This window comes from Niveispirillum fermenti (assembly GCF_052474395.1).
Window position 1 is genome coordinate 67,814 of the sequence record NZ_CP156678.1, and the last position, 13,966, is coordinate 81,779.

At 67.6% G+C, this 13,966-nt stretch carries 12 protein-coding genes; 4 read left to right on the forward strand and 8 right to left on the reverse strand.

What is annotated here, in order from left to right:
* Positions 1-10 precede the first annotated feature (10 nt).
* The 4 genes from ABC728_RS00330 to ABC728_RS00345 form a co-directional block, all read right to left on the reverse strand.
* Entirely contained in the window at positions 11-949 is a 939-nt protein-coding gene (locus ABC728_RS00330) for a 2-hydroxyacid dehydrogenase (protein WP_416620206.1), read from the reverse strand.
* A gap of 28 nt (positions 950-977) precedes the next feature.
* Positions 978-2,318, reverse strand: a complete 1,341-nt coding sequence (locus tag ABC728_RS00335; protein WP_416620205.1) for a class I SAM-dependent methyltransferase — start codon at positions 2,316-2,318, stop codon at positions 978-980.
* A 47-nt stretch (positions 2,319-2,365) separates the two neighbouring features.
* On the reverse strand, positions 2,366-3,409 hold the full coding sequence (locus ABC728_RS00340; RefSeq protein WP_416620204.1) for an alpha/beta hydrolase: 1,044 nt from the start codon (positions 3,407-3,409) through the stop codon (positions 2,366-2,368).
* 78 nt (positions 3,410-3,487) lie between these two features.
* Positions 3,488-4,735, reverse strand: a complete 1,248-nt coding sequence (locus ABC728_RS00345) for a porin (protein WP_416620203.1) — start codon at positions 4,733-4,735, stop codon at positions 3,488-3,490.
* Between the two features lie 483 nt (positions 4,736-5,218).
* Here ABC728_RS00345 and ABC728_RS00350 point away from each other — a divergent pair, with 483 nt between their 5' ends.
* Entirely contained in the window at positions 5,219-6,052 is an 834-nt protein-coding gene (locus ABC728_RS00350) for a class II aldolase/adducin family protein (protein ID WP_416620202.1), read from the forward strand.
* Between the two features lie 33 nt (positions 6,053-6,085).
* Here the strand turns inward: ABC728_RS00350 and ABC728_RS00355 are convergent, their stop codons facing one another.
* The 4 genes from ABC728_RS00355 to ABC728_RS00370 form a co-directional block, all read right to left on the reverse strand.
* Complete coding sequence (locus ABC728_RS00355; protein ID WP_416620201.1) at positions 6,086-6,457, reverse strand: hypothetical protein; 372 nt, start codon at positions 6,455-6,457, stop codon at positions 6,086-6,088.
* Positions 6,454-6,837: a MaoC family dehydratase gene (locus ABC728_RS00360; RefSeq protein WP_416620200.1), complete on the reverse strand. Its 384-nt coding sequence runs from the start codon at positions 6,835-6,837 to the stop codon at positions 6,454-6,456. Before ABC728_RS00360 ends, ABC728_RS00355 begins: the two co-directional genes overlap by 4 nt.
* Positions 6,838-6,920: 83 nt before the next feature.
* A complete protein-coding gene (locus ABC728_RS00365; RefSeq protein WP_416620199.1) occupies positions 6,921-8,405 on the reverse strand; it encodes an AMP-binding protein in 1,485 nt (494 codons plus the stop codon).
* Positions 8,402-9,031 carry a TetR/AcrR family transcriptional regulator gene (locus ABC728_RS00370; protein WP_416620198.1) on the reverse strand — a complete coding sequence of 210 codons (630 nt, stop codon included), beginning with the start codon at positions 9,029-9,031 and terminating at the stop codon, positions 8,402-8,404. The genes ABC728_RS00365 and ABC728_RS00370 overlap by 4 nt, the downstream gene beginning before the upstream one ends.
* Positions 9,032-9,223: 192 nt before the next feature.
* On the opposite strand from ABC728_RS00370, the gene ABC728_RS00375 reads away from it, so the two are divergent.
* The 3 genes from ABC728_RS00375 (at position 9,224) to ABC728_RS00385 (ending at position 13,924) form a co-directional block, all read left to right on the forward strand.
* Positions 9,224-10,105, forward strand: a complete 882-nt coding sequence (locus ABC728_RS00375; protein ID WP_416620197.1) for an alpha/beta fold hydrolase — start codon at positions 9,224-9,226, stop codon at positions 10,103-10,105.
* A gap of 26 nt (positions 10,106-10,131) precedes the next feature.
* Positions 10,132-12,351: a TonB-dependent receptor gene (locus ABC728_RS00380; protein ID WP_416620196.1), complete on the forward strand. Its 2,220-nt coding sequence runs from the start codon at positions 10,132-10,134 to the stop codon at positions 12,349-12,351.
* A gap of 298 nt (positions 12,352-12,649) precedes the next feature.
* The gene (locus ABC728_RS00385; protein WP_416620195.1) at positions 12,650-13,924 is read left to right on the forward strand and encodes a spinster family MFS transporter; all 1,275 of its coding nucleotides are present in this window, start codon (positions 12,650-12,652) and stop codon (positions 13,922-13,924) included.
* Positions 13,925-13,966 lie beyond the last annotated feature (42 nt).

Genomic DNA, 13,966 nt, shown 5'->3' on the forward strand with positions numbered 1-13,966 from the left:
CGGCGGCCGGTCAGTATCCCCTCTGCCGGTCCACGACGTTCACCAGCCCCTGGCCCGCCCGGTGGCGGGCGATATTGCCGGCGATGATGCGTGCCGCCGTGACCGGATGGGTGACGGCGGCGGCATGCGGCAGGACCGTGATGGCGGGATGGAACCAGAACGGATGGCCGGCGGGCAACGGCTCCACCGCGAAGACGTCCAGCGTGGCCCCGGCCAGGTGCCCCGTGTCCAGCAGCGGGATCAGGTCCGCCTCCACCAGATGACCCCCGCGCGCGGCGTTGATCAGGAAGGCACCGCGCGGCAGGCGGGACAGGGTGTCCCGGTTCAGGATGCCGCGCGTATCATCGGTCAGCGGCAACAGGCAGACCAGGATCTCCGCCTGTTCCAGCAGAAAGGTGAGACCATCGGCGCCGGCCACGCAGCGCAGGCCGGCCAGATCCCTGGCCGTCCGGCTCCACCCCGTCACGTCGAAGCCGAGACCGGCCAGCGCCCGGCCCGCCGCAGCGCCCAGTTCCCCCAGCCCCAGAATGCCGACCCGCCGTTGCGCCGCCGGCACCTGCGGCAGGGGACGCCAAAACCCGTCGCGCTGCTGGCGCTCATAGGCGGGCATGTGGCGGTGATAATGCAGCACCCGCATCACCACGAATTCCACCATGCCCGACACCAGCGTCGGGTCGACCATGCGCACCAGCGGCACATGGTCCGGCAGGCTGTCGTCGCGCAGCACATGGTCCACGCCCGCACCCAGCGAGAAGATGGCTTTCAGGTTCACCAGCCCGTCCAGGATGCCGCGCGGCTGTTTCCACAGGAAGGCGTAATCGATTTCCGCCGGATCACCGATATCGGGCCAGACACGCACCTCCAGCCCCGGATCGGCGGCGGCGAGCGCCGACAGCCAGGCGTCCTGGTCCACCTGATGGCAGGCATAGAGCATGACGGGCGGTTTCATGGCGGCGGACCTTTCCTGTCTCGGGCGCCTATTCCAGGCGAAGTGCCACCTGGCCCGTGAACGGGCTGACGGCGATATGGCGGAAACCCATGCCCGTGCGGGACGTGAACTCGGTGAAGGCCTTGAATTCATGGGCATCCCAGGTGCGGTTGCCGATGAACTCATCGAACACCAGGATAGTGCCGGGCACCAGCCGGGGGGCCAGCGCCGTCAGCACGGTGACGGTGGAACTGTAGATGTCGCAATCGATGTTGGCGAAACGGACGGCACCCGAAAAGGCCGCCAGGAAGTCCGGCAGCGTCTGCGCGAACCAGCCCTTGTGCAGCGTCACATTGCCGGGCATGGCCGGCAGTTCCGCCCCCAGGCTGAAGGTGCCCGCCGGTTCGTTCCCCCAGCCCTCGGGCAGGCCTTCGAAACTGTCGAAGCCGTGGGCCTGCTGCCCGCAGGCGGCTGCGATATGGCGCAGCGAAGTGCCCCGCCGCACGCCGAATTCCAGCACCAGCCCCGGCACCGACGCCGCCGACAGGGCGAAGCGCAGCAGGTCGGCCGACAGGCCGAACAGGCGCGATTCCGGCGCCAGATGCGGCACCAGGGCACGCGCGCCGTCCAGAATGGCGGCCCGGCCGTCGCTGGCCGCCGCCGCCCCATCCGTGCCGGCACCGCCCGTCAGAACGTCATAGGCGGCCAGGAAGGCGGCATATTTGCGGTTGGCACCCGTGCAGGCAGCCGCATGCCGCAGCCGGGACAGGGCCGCCGGCAGCCCCTGGCCGTCCAGCACGCAGGCATGGCTGGCGAACCAGGCCGCGGCATGGCCGGGATCATCCGCCAGCAGCCTGTCGAAATCCGCCAGGGCCGCCGCCGCGTCGCCCAGCGCATGCCAAGACAGGGCGCGATGATAGAGGATGGCGTGGTCCAGCCGGCCCTGCGCCTCTGCCGCATCCACCAGGGCGATGGCCTGCTCGTAGCGCGCGTCGCGGCGCAGCGCATTGGCCAGCGCCTCCGTCACTGCGGCATCGGCAGGCCGGGCGCCGTGCAGGTCCGCCAGGATCGGCACGGCCGCATGCATCATGCCCAGCCCGTTCAGGGCCCGGGCCAGATGGAAGCGCAGCACCGGATCGCCGGGCGTGCGCAGCAGCGCCGCCTCCAGATGGGCGCGGGCCGCGTGGTGATCATTCAGCCCGACCAGGGCCGCCCCCAGCAGGCCCAGCCCCGCCGCATCGTCCGGCGGCACCCCGCCGGTCACCAGAAGCCGCCGGACGACGCGATAGCGCCCCGCTGCCAGCAGGTCGCGGGCCTGGTCCAGGATGTCGGGCGGGATCGGCATGGCGGCGGCGGTCCGGAACGGATGGGTCGGCGCGGGTCCTACCATGCCGGCCCGGTCCCCGTCATCCGGCAAGCACCGCCATCATCCCGGTATCAGATGCCGCCCCCGTCGCTGAAGGCATAGATGTCATAGGATGCCAGCGCCCGGCCGATATCGTTGATGGCCCGGTTGGCGGCGGGCAGCCGGCCGCCCATGGTGATGAAACCATGCACCATGTCGGGATAGAGCCGGTGCAGCACGGGTACACCGGCCGCGGCCAGCCGGCCGGCATAGGCCCGCCCCTCGTCCAGCAGCGGGTCGAACCCGGCCGTCAGGATGACGGTGGGCGGCAGCCCGTCCAGCCGGTCGGCCCGCAGGGGAGAGACCTGCCAGTCACCCTCCACCTCCTGCCCGGCCAGATAATGGCGGACATAGGCGACATAGGCCCGGCGGGTCAAAAGATAGCCGTCGGCCCGCGTGAAATGGCTGGGCAGGCCGGCCGACAGGTCGACGGCCGGATAGATCAGAACCTGGGTCTTCAGCGCCGGCCCGCCCGCATCCCGCGCCTTCAGGGCCAGGACGGCGGCGATGTTGCCGCCCGCGCTGTCGCCGGCCACGCCGATGGCCAGCGGATCGATGGCCAGCAGGGGCGCATAGGCCGCCAGCCAGCGCAGCGCCGCCCAGCCATCCTCGATGGCCGCCGGCCAGGGATGCTCGGGCGCCAGCCGGTAATCCACGGCGACGACGGCATGGCCCGTGGCCACGGCCAGTTGCCGGCACAGCGTGTCATGGCTGTCCAGGTCGCCAAGCGTCCAGCCGCCGCCATGGAAGAACAGCAGGGCCGGCAGCGGCCGGAACCCGAAGGAGGGACGGTAGAGCCGCAGGCGCAGCGGCCCGCCGGGACCGATGATCGTCTCCTCCCGCACCGATGCGATGTCGGGCGGCGGCGGTCCCAGGGCGCGGCGCACCTGGGTGAAGATGCGGCGCGCCTCTGTCAGGTCGGTGCCGCCATCGGCGCTGCCGGCGATGATGCGCACAACCTCCGCCACCTCCGGCGACAGGTCGGAACCGACCGTGAAGGCCGGTGTCTCCGGCACGACACACAACGGCGCCGCGCGATGGGAAGCGGTGGCGATGGGCAGCACGGTGCCTGTCATGTCCTGTCTCCGGGTGGGGTTGGGGAAAGCGGCAATGGGGACCGGTGATCGCGCAGCCGCCCCCCATTGCCGGGCGGATCAGAAGCGCACGCGGGCGCCGGAGATCACGCCGAACACGTCCTTGAAGTCGGCCGTGCGGGTGCTGTACTCGTGATTGCGGACGCCGAGATAGAAATCGGCGGCCCAGGCATCGACCGTCTGCACGAAGGCGGCACCCCAGGCCTTGGCATTGCCGCCGGCGACGACCAGATCTTCCTGCTTGCCGAAATCGACCGAGAAGGAGCTGGCGCCCACGCTGGTCAGCTTGGCCAGGTAACCGACCTTGCCGTACCAGAAATCACTGTTGCGCGGGCCCAGGTCGCGGGTGCCGGCCGCGGCCGTCAGGTTGAGGCCGCTGGCGAACTTCACCGACACCGAACCATTGGTCTGGGTGTCGAAGCCCGTGCGGCTGTCATTGTCGGCATAGGCGATGGCGGCCGCGATCTCGGTATCGCCGATCTTGCCCGCATAACGGCCGGCAACATCGGTGGCCCCGCCCTCGGTCACGCTGGTGGAAAGCTGGAAGCCGCCGAAGGTGGGCGTGTCATAGCGCACGCGATCCTCGCGGTGCAGACCGTCCAGGTTGTTGAAGACGCCGTTGACGGTCGGGCCGTTGGCGCGGTTGGCCTTGTTGCGGAAGGCGACACCGCCGAAGGCCTGTCCGATATCGCTGTAGCCCAGCAGCGTGACGGTGCCCGACAGGTCGATTTCCGACGTCTGGTTGCTGGCCGTGTCGCCCTGACCGATCCACAGGCGGCCAAGGGCCTTGTGCTGAACCCAGATCTCCACCTTGCGCTCATTGATGGAGAAGGCGCCGCTGTCGGTGCCGATGCCCGTGTTGCGGGACGAGGCCGACGAGGTCTCGAGCTCGATATCGGTGCCGGCCGTCCAGTTGTCGTCCAGCTTGGCCTGACCGGCCAGGCGGATGCGCGAGGAGGCCGTGGCGTTGTCGGCATGGATGGCGTCGGTATCGTAGCCGTCGCTAACGACGCTGACGATGCGGCCGACCTGACCGGACAGGGTCAGCTTCACCTTGCCGTTGCCCGACTGCGTCACCTGCGGCGCCTTATAGGCATCGGCGGGGACCAGCGGCGCATCCTTGCTGGCCGGCGGGCCGGCGGGCGTGCTGGGCGCACGCTCCAGCTTCTCGATGCGGCCCAGCAATTCCTGGACCTGGGCCCGCAGGGCCTCTACCTCCGAGGCCGCCTGGGCGGACGCGGGCAGGGCCAGGGCGGAAAACGCCGCGCCGGCCAGCAGGGCGGCGGCGGTGGAACGGAGCGATTTCATGGAACTTCCCTTCATGTGCGGTTTTTGCCGGCCAGGGAGAGGGAAAGGGCCGCAACCACGGGCCCTTTCTTCAAATCTCCGTCGGGAAGGTGCGAAATCCCCCGCTCCGGCCACCCCCCTGGCAACCGGACCCCAGCCTTGTTCGTGGATTATTCGATCGGCCCGCGATTTGAAATGACACGATCGCCGGCACGTCGTCAGGTCAGGTTCGACAGAAACGCATCGGGTGTCTCCTTGATCAAAACCGGACACCACGAGGGATCGTGGCGCTTTAGCGTTTGGTGACGCGGCGCAAGCTGCTGTCATGTCAAATGCCCGCGGATGGTTGAACCACCATCACGTCGGATATTGCGTACAATCCCCCATAACGTCAATAGGATTTTGTGGATTAATAAAATAGACAATACTTTTGTGTTGTATTGTGTGCGCAGCACCTGCGCTACCCTGTCCGCTACCGGGTGCCTTTACGGGAGGGAACGGTTGATGACGGACAAGGAAGCGGACAAGAAGGCGGAAAAGGAACAGGTGCGGGGAAAGCTGGCGCAAGGAGTGGCGGCGCTGGCCGGAACCGGCGCGCGAGCAGTCGCGGCGGGAGAGGCCGACATCCGCCGCGATCTGGCCGCGGCCTATCGGCTGGCGGCCCTGCATGGTTGGGATGATCTTGTCTTCACCCATATTTCCGCCCGGCTGCCGAGACCGGACCATCATTTCCTGATCAACCCCTACGGGTTGCTGTTCGAGGAGATCACGGCCAGCAGTCTGGTGCGGATCGACCAGGATGGCCACAAGCTGGATGACAGCCCCTGGCCGGTGAACCCGGCCGGCTTCACCATCCATTCGGCCGTGCATGCGGTGCGGGCCGATGCGGGCTGTGTCATGCATCTGCATACGCCCGATGGCACGGCCGTCTCGACATTGACCGAGGGGTTGCTGCCGCTGAACCAGACGGCGCAACTGGCCCTGGCCGACCTCGCCTATCACGATTACGAAGGCGTGGCTCTGGACGAGGCGGAGAAGCCGCGCCTGCAGGCCGATCTGGGCACGAAATCCGCGATGCTGCTGCGCAACCACGGCACGCTGACGGTTGGCGCCACGGTGGCGGAGGCCTTCACACGCATGTATTTCCTGGAACGGGCCTGCACCATGCAGGTGCGCACCCTGTCCATGGCCGGCCGGCCGCTTCATCCCACGGCGGACAGCGTCATCGACAAGAATATGGTGCTGGGCCGCATGGCCATCACGCCCGTGGCCAACCAGCTCATCTGGCCGGCCCTGTTGCGCCGGCTGGACCGGCTGTCACCCGATTACCGGGATTGAGGGGCTGGCAAGGGGGCCGTCACCAGCCCCCCCTTACCAACCCTTGTCCGCCACATCCTCCACATAGACCAGGGCGCGCCCTTCCGCCAGCAGGGCCCCGTCCGGCCCGTGACAGGTGGTTTCCAGGTCCACCAGGTGCTTGTCGGACCGGATGCGGGTGACGGTGACCCGCGCCGTCAATGCCTGGTCCAGCGGTGCCGGGCACAGGAAGCGCGTCTGCTGCTTCAGATAATTGGTCCCCCGCCCCGGCACCCGGACCCCCAGCAGATAGGAGAACAGGGCCCCCACCAGGGGTTCCGGCACCTGGCCCGCCGGCAGGGGCGCCCCGCCCAGCGACAGATAATCGGCCACATCCTGCTGCGTGAAGGCGCGCGTCACGCTGGCCTCATCCCCGATGCGGATCATGCGGCACCGTCCATCTCGAAAAACCCCTCGCAGGTGACCGTGCCGTCTGTCAGCCGCTCCGCCTTCACCGCCACGCGGGTCATGGCGTTCCCGCCCCCGCCCTCCGTCACCATGGCGGAAAACCGCATGGGCTCCCCGGCATAGGTGGGGGCCGGGAACCGTACATCCTGGCCCGCCAGCCCCGCCCCCGGCCGCAGCCGCCCGGCCAGCCCACGCAGGATGGAACAGAGATGCAACCCATGGGCCACCGTGCGGCCGAACCGGGTGCGGGCAGCAAAGGCCGGGTCCACATGGATGGGATTGTCATCGCCCGACAACAGGGCGAACAGGTCGAATTCCGCCTGGGTCAGGCTGCACTCGATGCTGGCATGGTCCGGCACGGGTCATCTTCCTCGATCGGGGGGGGGGACGGTAATGGAAAGGCACGCGCCATCGCGCGCGAGGCGGCGGCGGCGGGACACCCTTACAACCGGTGCTTCTGCACCTTGCCGGACGCGGTGCGCGGAAAATCGGCAACGGTGATGAACCGCTTGGGCACCTTGAAGGGCGCCAGCCTGTCGCGGCAGAACGCTGCCAGTTCGTCGGCCGGGGGCAGGTCCAGGCCGGGGCGGGGCAGGATATGGGCATGGCCCACCTCTCCCCATTTCCCGTCCGGTACGCCAATGACGGCGGCCTCCAGGATGGCGGGGTGCTGCGCCAGCACATTCTCAACCTCCGCCGGATAGACATTCTCCCCGCCGGAGATGAACATCTCCTTGATCCGGCCCACGACATAGTAATAGCCGTCGGCGTCGCACCGGGCGATGTCGCCCGACCGCAGCCAGCCGTCGGCCGAGAAGGCGGCGGCCGTGGCATCGGGCCGGTTCCAGTATCCCGGCGTGATGCCGGGACCACCGAACCACAGTTCTCCCGCCGCGCCCGGCGCCACATCGCGCCCGTCGGCCCCGACGATGCGCACACCGCACAGCATCTGCGGCTTGCCCACCGACCCGATCTTCTCCGCCACGCGGTTGGGGTCCATGATGAAGGCCGTCGGTCCCGTTTCCGTCATGCCCATGCCGTTGCACACGCGCACGCCGCGTTCCAGGAAGCGGCGTACCAGCACGTCGGGCAAGGGCGCGCCGCCGCAACCCCAGGACCGCAGCCGCGTCAGGTCCACCTGGCCGAAACGCGGGTGCAGGGACAGCATCTGATAGATGGCGGGCACGCCGAAGATGGCGTCCAGCCGGCCGGCCGCCACCAGATCCATCATCACGTCGGCATCGAAGCCCGGCATGATCAGCACCCGCCCGCCCGCGATCAGGGTGGGCAGGGTATGCAGATTGATGCCGGCCGTGTGGAACAGCGGCAGGAAATTCAGCGTCGTGTCACGGCCCGTCAGGCCGATGGCCTGGGAGATGTTGACATAATTCACCATGGCCATGGTGAAGCTGTAGATGACGGCCTTGGGCCGGCCCGTGGTGCCGGAGGTATAGAGCAGGTACCAGATGCCGCCGGCCGGCCACTGGCGGCGGCAGAGGCCGGGGGGGCTGGCATCGCGCCGGGCCGGATAATCGCCATCCAGCGCCAGCGATGCCGGCACGGCATCGGCCAACTGGCCGGCCACGGCAGCATCCTCCGCGCCGAACAGCAGCAGGCCCGGCGTGCAATCGGCCAGCAGGGGCCGGATTTCCGCCGCCGGCATGCGCCAGTTCAATGGCACCAGGATGGCGCCCGTCTTGGCACAGGCGAACAGCAGTTCAAAAAACTCGATGCGGTTGCGGCACAGGATGGCGACCCGGTCCCCTTCCCCCACCCCCATGGCGGCCAGCAGGCCGGCGGCCCGCGCCGCCCGTTCCTCCAGCACGGCATAGGTGACGGTGCGGCCCGTCGCCACCTCCTCCATGGCGATGTCGCCGCCGTTCAGTTCGGCACGCCTGGCCGTGATGTCGAACAGGCAGGGGATCATGACGACCCCTCCGGCTTCGCGGCCGGCGACAGGCCATAGGTGATCAGTTCGGCCGCCGCCGTGGCGATCTCGGCTGCGGGCTGGTCGTCGCTCCACACGGCATAGCGCAGGCCCAGGAAGACACTCATGCCGATCAGGGCCCAGGCGCGCTCCTCCTCATGCCCGGGCCGGATCTCGCCCCTTTCGGCGGCCTGCGCCAGGTTGCGGCGGTAAGCGGCCGCGAAAACCTTGTAATAATTGAGATAGGCATCCTCGGCGACGAACTGCGCCTCCATGACGATGCGATACAGGTCCTTGTGTTCGCGCACGAACTCGATGAAGGCCTCCAGGCCCAGCCGCTCGGCCGTCAGCCGGTCGGTGCTGCCCGTCACGCGCTCGGCAATATGCTGGCGGGTCAGGCGGCCCATATCATCGACCAGCGCCCGGAACACCTGCTCCTTGCTGTCGAAATAGGTATAGAAGGTGCCGAGCGCCGCCCCCGCCCGCTGGGTGATGCCGCTGATCGACGCCTCGTGATAGCCGCGCTCGCCGAATTCCGCCGCCGCCGCATCCAGCAGCCTGCGCAATGTCCGCTTGCCTCTTTCGGTGCGCGGGGCCTTGGACGTTGCCGTCTCTTCGCCGCTCATGATTTCCTCCCTGGCTTCAACTTGAATATTGACTCAGGTTTCGATTTGCCGCAAGCATGGGCATAACGCCGGACGGGAGATCGTTGCGATCCCCCCAGAACGAACCGCCCCTTCATGACCGATCCGATCGGTGGAGGGCAGGGAAAAATGAACGGCGCGGGAAGGAACGCATTCAAGGGGACGTGTCGGCGCATGCCGTATCTGCTTGCCACCGATGGGGCGCGGATCGCCTATGACGATGTGGGGGAAGGACGCCCGCTGCTGCTGGTCCATGGCTGGGCCACGCATGCCGGCTTCTTCGCGCCCCAGATCGACGGGCTGGCCGGACAGTTCCGCCTGATCGCCGTCGACCTGCGCGGCCATGGCCGTTCGCGGCCGGCGACCGGTGCGCTGACCATCGAACGGCTGGCGCGTGACATCATCGAACTGGCCGCCGGGCTGGATCTGCGCGACCTGCTGGTCGTGGGCTGGTCCATGGGCGCCATGGTGCTGTGGCGCGCGCTGCTGGACGGGCTGAGGGACCGGGTGGCCGGCATGGTGGTCATCGACATGACCCCGCGCGTCATCAATGGCGATGGCTGGACCCACGGCCTGCGCGGCAGCCATCCGGGGCGCTCCGCCCAGGTGACGCTGGCCGGCATGTCGGCCAACTGGCCCGCCATCGGCCCCCGCGTCGCCGCCCGCATCTTCGCGGAGGGGCGGGAGGTGGAACAGGCCATCCTGCGCCGCTGGGCCGCCACGGAGGTTGCCGCCAGCGACCCGGCCGCGATGGCCAGCCTCTGGGGCTCGATGATCGCCCAGGATTTCCGCGCCGCATTGCCGGCCCTGGCCCTGCCCGTGCTGATCACGCATGGCCACCTGTCGCGGCTTTATTCCGACGCCACGGCACGGGCGCTGGCCGCGCTGCTGGCCCACGCCGTCACCGTGGGTTTCGACCGGTCCGGGCACGCCCCGCACCTGGAGGAGCCGGCGCTTTTCAACAGCACCCTGATCCAGTTCGCCGCAGCCCTGCCCCCGCCGGAAAGCGACGACCCACCAAACCCCGGCGGCACCCGCCCCGCCGGGGTCCAATGAAGTCAATGAAAATGAAAGGGAGAACCATGAAGTCGTTCGGTAAGTCCGCATCCGCCCTGCTTTGCGCCGGCACCGCGCTGGCCACCCTGCCCCTGCTGTCCCTGCCGGCCATGGCGCAGGCGCAGAGCCAGGAGACCGCCGGCGAATTCACCCTGGGCGAAATCGTCGTGACGGCGCGGCGCCGCGCGGAAAGCCTGCGCGACGTCCCCGTCTCCATCTCCGCCTTCACGGCCGAGCAGATGGAGATGCAGGGCACGCCCGACATCACCTCGCTGACCAAGACGACCCCGAACCTGACCATGCAGGTGGCGCGCGGTTCCAACTCCACGCTCATCGCCTTCATCCGCGGCGTGGGCCAGCAGGACCCGCTTTGGGGCTTCGAGCCGGGCGTGGGCCTTTATGTGGACGATGTCTACATCGCCCGCCCGCAGGGCGCCGTGCTGGACATCTTCGATATCGAGCGGATCGAGGTGCTGCGCGGTCCGCAGGGCACGCTCTATGGCCGCAACACCATCGGCGGCGCCGTCAAGTACGTGACGCGGCGCATCGATGACGAGCCGCATATGAAGGTGAAGGCGCAGGTCGGCTCCTACAAGCAGACCGACCTGATCATCTCCGGTTCTTCCCCCGTGACCGAGACGGTGGGCGTGTCGGGCGCCGTTGCGCTCTACCGCCGCGACGGTTATGGCAAGAACCTGACCACGGGCAAGGAGCATTACGACAAGGACGTGTCCGCCGGCCGTCTGTCGGTGGAATTCAAGCCCAACGAAGATCTGTTCATCCGCGTGGCGGCCGACAAGACCGTCGATGACAGCAATCCCCGCCATGGCTACCGCCTGCTGCCGACGGCTGGCTTCCCCGTGCTGGACAGCGTCTATGACACGCAGGCCGGCCTGACGGGCAAGCAGAAGGTGAAGAACCAGGGCGTCTCGGGCATCATCGAATACCGGACCAGCGACAGCGTGACGCTGAAATCCATCACCGCCTATCGCGACGGCCGGTCCGACACGGTCATCGATTTCGACAATCTGCCGGGCAAGATCCTGGACATCCCCGCCTATTACGAGGATGACCAGTTCAGCCAGGAGCTTCAGCTTGTCTATGAGGGCGAGCGCCTGAAGGGTGTCGCCGGCCTCTATTACATGGATGCCCATGCCGAGGGGGCCTTCGACACGATCGTCGGCCTGGCCAACCTGACCACGCTGACCGCCGGTGCCGTCGACACCAAGAGCTACGCGGCCTTTGCCGATTTCACCTATGAGATCACCGACCAGTTCAAGGCATCGGTCGGCGCGCGCTACACCTCAGACAAGAAGACGGGCTCCGTCTACCGCGTCAATTACGACGGGCTGACCAGCCCGCTGTTCGGCGGCACGCCGCGCAACCCGACCCTGATCCGGTCTGACTATACCAACAGCCGCACCTTCGACGAGTTCACACCGCGCGTCAGCCTGACCTATCAGCCCGACCGTGACTTCACGCTCTACGCCTCCTACAGCCGGGGGTTCAAGTCGGGCGGGTTCGACATGCGCGGCGACGCCATCCTGACCCCGGACACCGTCAACGGCTACAATCCCGAACTGGTGGACAGCTACGAGATCGGGTCCAAGTCCCGCTTCTGGGATGGCCGCGCCACCCTGAACCTGGCCGCCTTCTATTCCGACTACAAGGGCCAGCAGGTGACGACGCAGGTGCCGGCCGGCGCCAGCATCGCCAGCTTCGTGGACAATGTCGGTTCCTCCAGCATCAAGGGCCTGGAGGCCGAGGGCATGCTGGCCGTGACGGACAACCTGACCGCCAATGTCGTGGTCGGCTATATCAGCGCGGAATTCGACACGTTCCTGCGCTACAATCTCGCCACCGGGCAATATGACAATATTGCCAACCAGGCCGTGTTCCAGAACACGCCGAAATGGACCGCCAGCTTCGGCCTGACCTATACCCACGACATGGGCGATGCCGGGCTGCTGACGCTGACGGGGGCCGCCGCCCACCGTTCCGCCTTCTCGATGTTCGAGTTCCCCAACCCGGCGCTGGACCAGGACGGCTACACGCTGTTCGACCTGTCGGCCGTCTGGACGGCGGCCAGCGACAACTGGTCCGTCGGCGTGCATGGCAAGAACCTGGGCAACAAGAAGTACCGCGTCGGCGGCTACAATTTCCCGGGCGCCCTCTTCGCGGACAGCATCATCGGCTATTACGGCCCGCCGCGCACCGTCACGGCCACGGTCGAATACCGGTTCTGATCCCCGCCAGGGAACCGGCGGGCCGGATTTTTCCACCCGCCGGCCCGCTTCGCCGAGTGACTTTCATTATAATACCATCTATAAGGGTGCCACGCGCCGACGGGGTGTGGCACCCTCTTCTACCAAATGGCGACAAGTAGACCTTATCGCCATTTGGTACGGCGGCGACTGCCGCCGCGCCGCTTCGGCGGCGTAGCCAGGCCAACACTTGTTGGCGCCGGGAATTGAGGGCACTGATCAGAACCAACAGGTTCTGATCAGTGCAAAACGGTATCAGAAAAAGCAGAACAGGCGGAACATGGCAGGGAACGCGAGTGAAACGGGCAACCAGGGTTACCGTACCTATGTGCTGTTCGTCCTGATCCTGGTCTATATCTTCAACTTCATCGACCGGCAGATCCTGGGCATCCTGGCCCCGTCCATCAAGGCGGAACTGAACCTGTCCGACAGCGACCTGGGCTGGCTGGGCGGCTGGGCCTTCGCCCTGTTCTACACGCTGATGGGTGTGCCCATCGCCATGCTGGCCGACCGGTACAGCCGCACCTGGATCATCACCGTCTCGCTGGCGGTGTGGAGCGGCTTCACGGCCCTGTGCGGCACGGCCAACGGCTTCTGGCAGTTGTTCCTCTACCGGCTGGGTGTCGGTGTGGGCGAGGCGGGGGGCGTGGCCCCGGCCTATTCCCTGATTTCCGATTACTTCCCGCCCCACACCCGCGCGCGGGCGCTGGCCGCCTACAGCTTCGGCATCCCGATCGGCATGGGTCTGGGGGTGCTGGGCGGCGGGCTGATCGCGCATCAGATCGGCTGGCGCTGGGCCTTCATCATCTGCGGCCTGGTGGGGCTGCTGCTGGCCCCCCTGCTGAAGCTGACGGTGCGCGAGCCGGTGCGCGGCGGGCTGGACAATGTCGTGGCCAAGCCGAAGCCGGCCAGCCTGGGACAGGTGATCGCCACCTTGAAGACCAAGCCGTCCTTCTGGCTGCTGGCCTTCGGGGCCTCCAGTTCCTCCATCATGGGCTATGGGCTGGCCTTCTGGCTACCGTCCTTCTTCCAGCGCAGCCACGGCATGTCGCTGGTGGACACGACCCTGTTCTTCAGCGCCATCATCTTCATCGGCGGGCTGGCCGGCATCTGGCTGGGCGGCTGGCTGGGGGACCGGCTGGGCGCGGGAAACAAGGCCAATTACGCCCGCCTGCCGGCGGTGGCGTTCCTGATTTCCCTGCCCTTCTTCTTCATCGGGGTGAATGTCTCGTCCCAGACCCTGATGTTCTTCACCTTCATCGTGCCGCAGGCCCTGTCCCTGCTCTGGGCCGGGCCGGTGCTGTCCAGCGTGCAGCATCTGGTGGCGCCCAGCATGCGGGCCACCGCCTCGGCCATCTTCCTGTTCATCAACAACCTGATCGGGATCGGCTTCGGCACCTGGTTCCTGGGCGTGCTGTCCGACGTGCTGCGGGCCGAATACGGCCAGGACAGCCTGCGCTATTCCATCCTCTATTGCCTGGGCTTCTACCTGATCGCGGCCATCCTGCTGCTGCTGGCGTCCCGCCGGCTGGACCGCGACTGGCACCGCGGCTAGAACGGCTTTCAGTCAGCGGGAACACGCCCGCGGGAGGCCAAC

Excerpts from the sequence above, each read along its gene's own strand:
- ABC728_RS00375 (WP_416620197.1), top strand. The coding sequence starts at position 9,224 with ATGCCGTATCTGCTTGCCACCGATGGGGCGCGGATCGCCTATGACGAT.
- ABC728_RS00335 (WP_416620205.1), bottom strand. The coding sequence starts at position 2,318 with ATGGTAGGACCCGCGCCGACCCATCCGTTCCGGACCGCCGCCGCCATG.
- ABC728_RS00385 (WP_416620195.1), top strand. The coding sequence starts at position 12,650 with ATGGCAGGGAACGCGAGTGAAACGGGCAACCAGGGTTACCGTACCTAT.
- ABC728_RS00340 (WP_416620204.1), bottom strand. The coding sequence starts at position 3,409 with ATGACAGGCACCGTGCTGCCCATCGCCACCGCTTCCCATCGCGCGGCG.
- ABC728_RS00330 (WP_416620206.1), bottom strand. The coding sequence starts at position 949 with ATGAAACCGCCCGTCATGCTCTATGCCTGCCATCAGGTGGACCAGGAC.
- ABC728_RS00350 (WP_416620202.1), top strand. The coding sequence starts at position 5,219 with ATGACGGACAAGGAAGCGGACAAGAAGGCGGAAAAGGAACAGGTGCGG.
- ABC728_RS00355 (WP_416620201.1), bottom strand. The coding sequence starts at position 6,457 with ATGATCCGCATCGGGGATGAGGCCAGCGTGACGCGCGCCTTCACGCAG.
- ABC728_RS00380 (WP_416620196.1), top strand. The coding sequence starts at position 10,132 with ATGAAGTCGTTCGGTAAGTCCGCATCCGCCCTGCTTTGCGCCGGCACC.
- ABC728_RS00345 (WP_416620203.1), bottom strand. The coding sequence starts at position 4,735 with ATGAAATCGCTCCGTTCCACCGCCGCCGCCCTGCTGGCCGGCGCGGCG.
- ABC728_RS00370 (WP_416620198.1), bottom strand. The coding sequence starts at position 9,031 with ATGAGCGGCGAAGAGACGGCAACGTCCAAGGCCCCGCGCACCGAAAGA.
- ABC728_RS00365 (WP_416620199.1), bottom strand. The coding sequence starts at position 8,405 with ATGATCCCCTGCCTGTTCGACATCACGGCCAGGCGTGCCGAACTGAAC.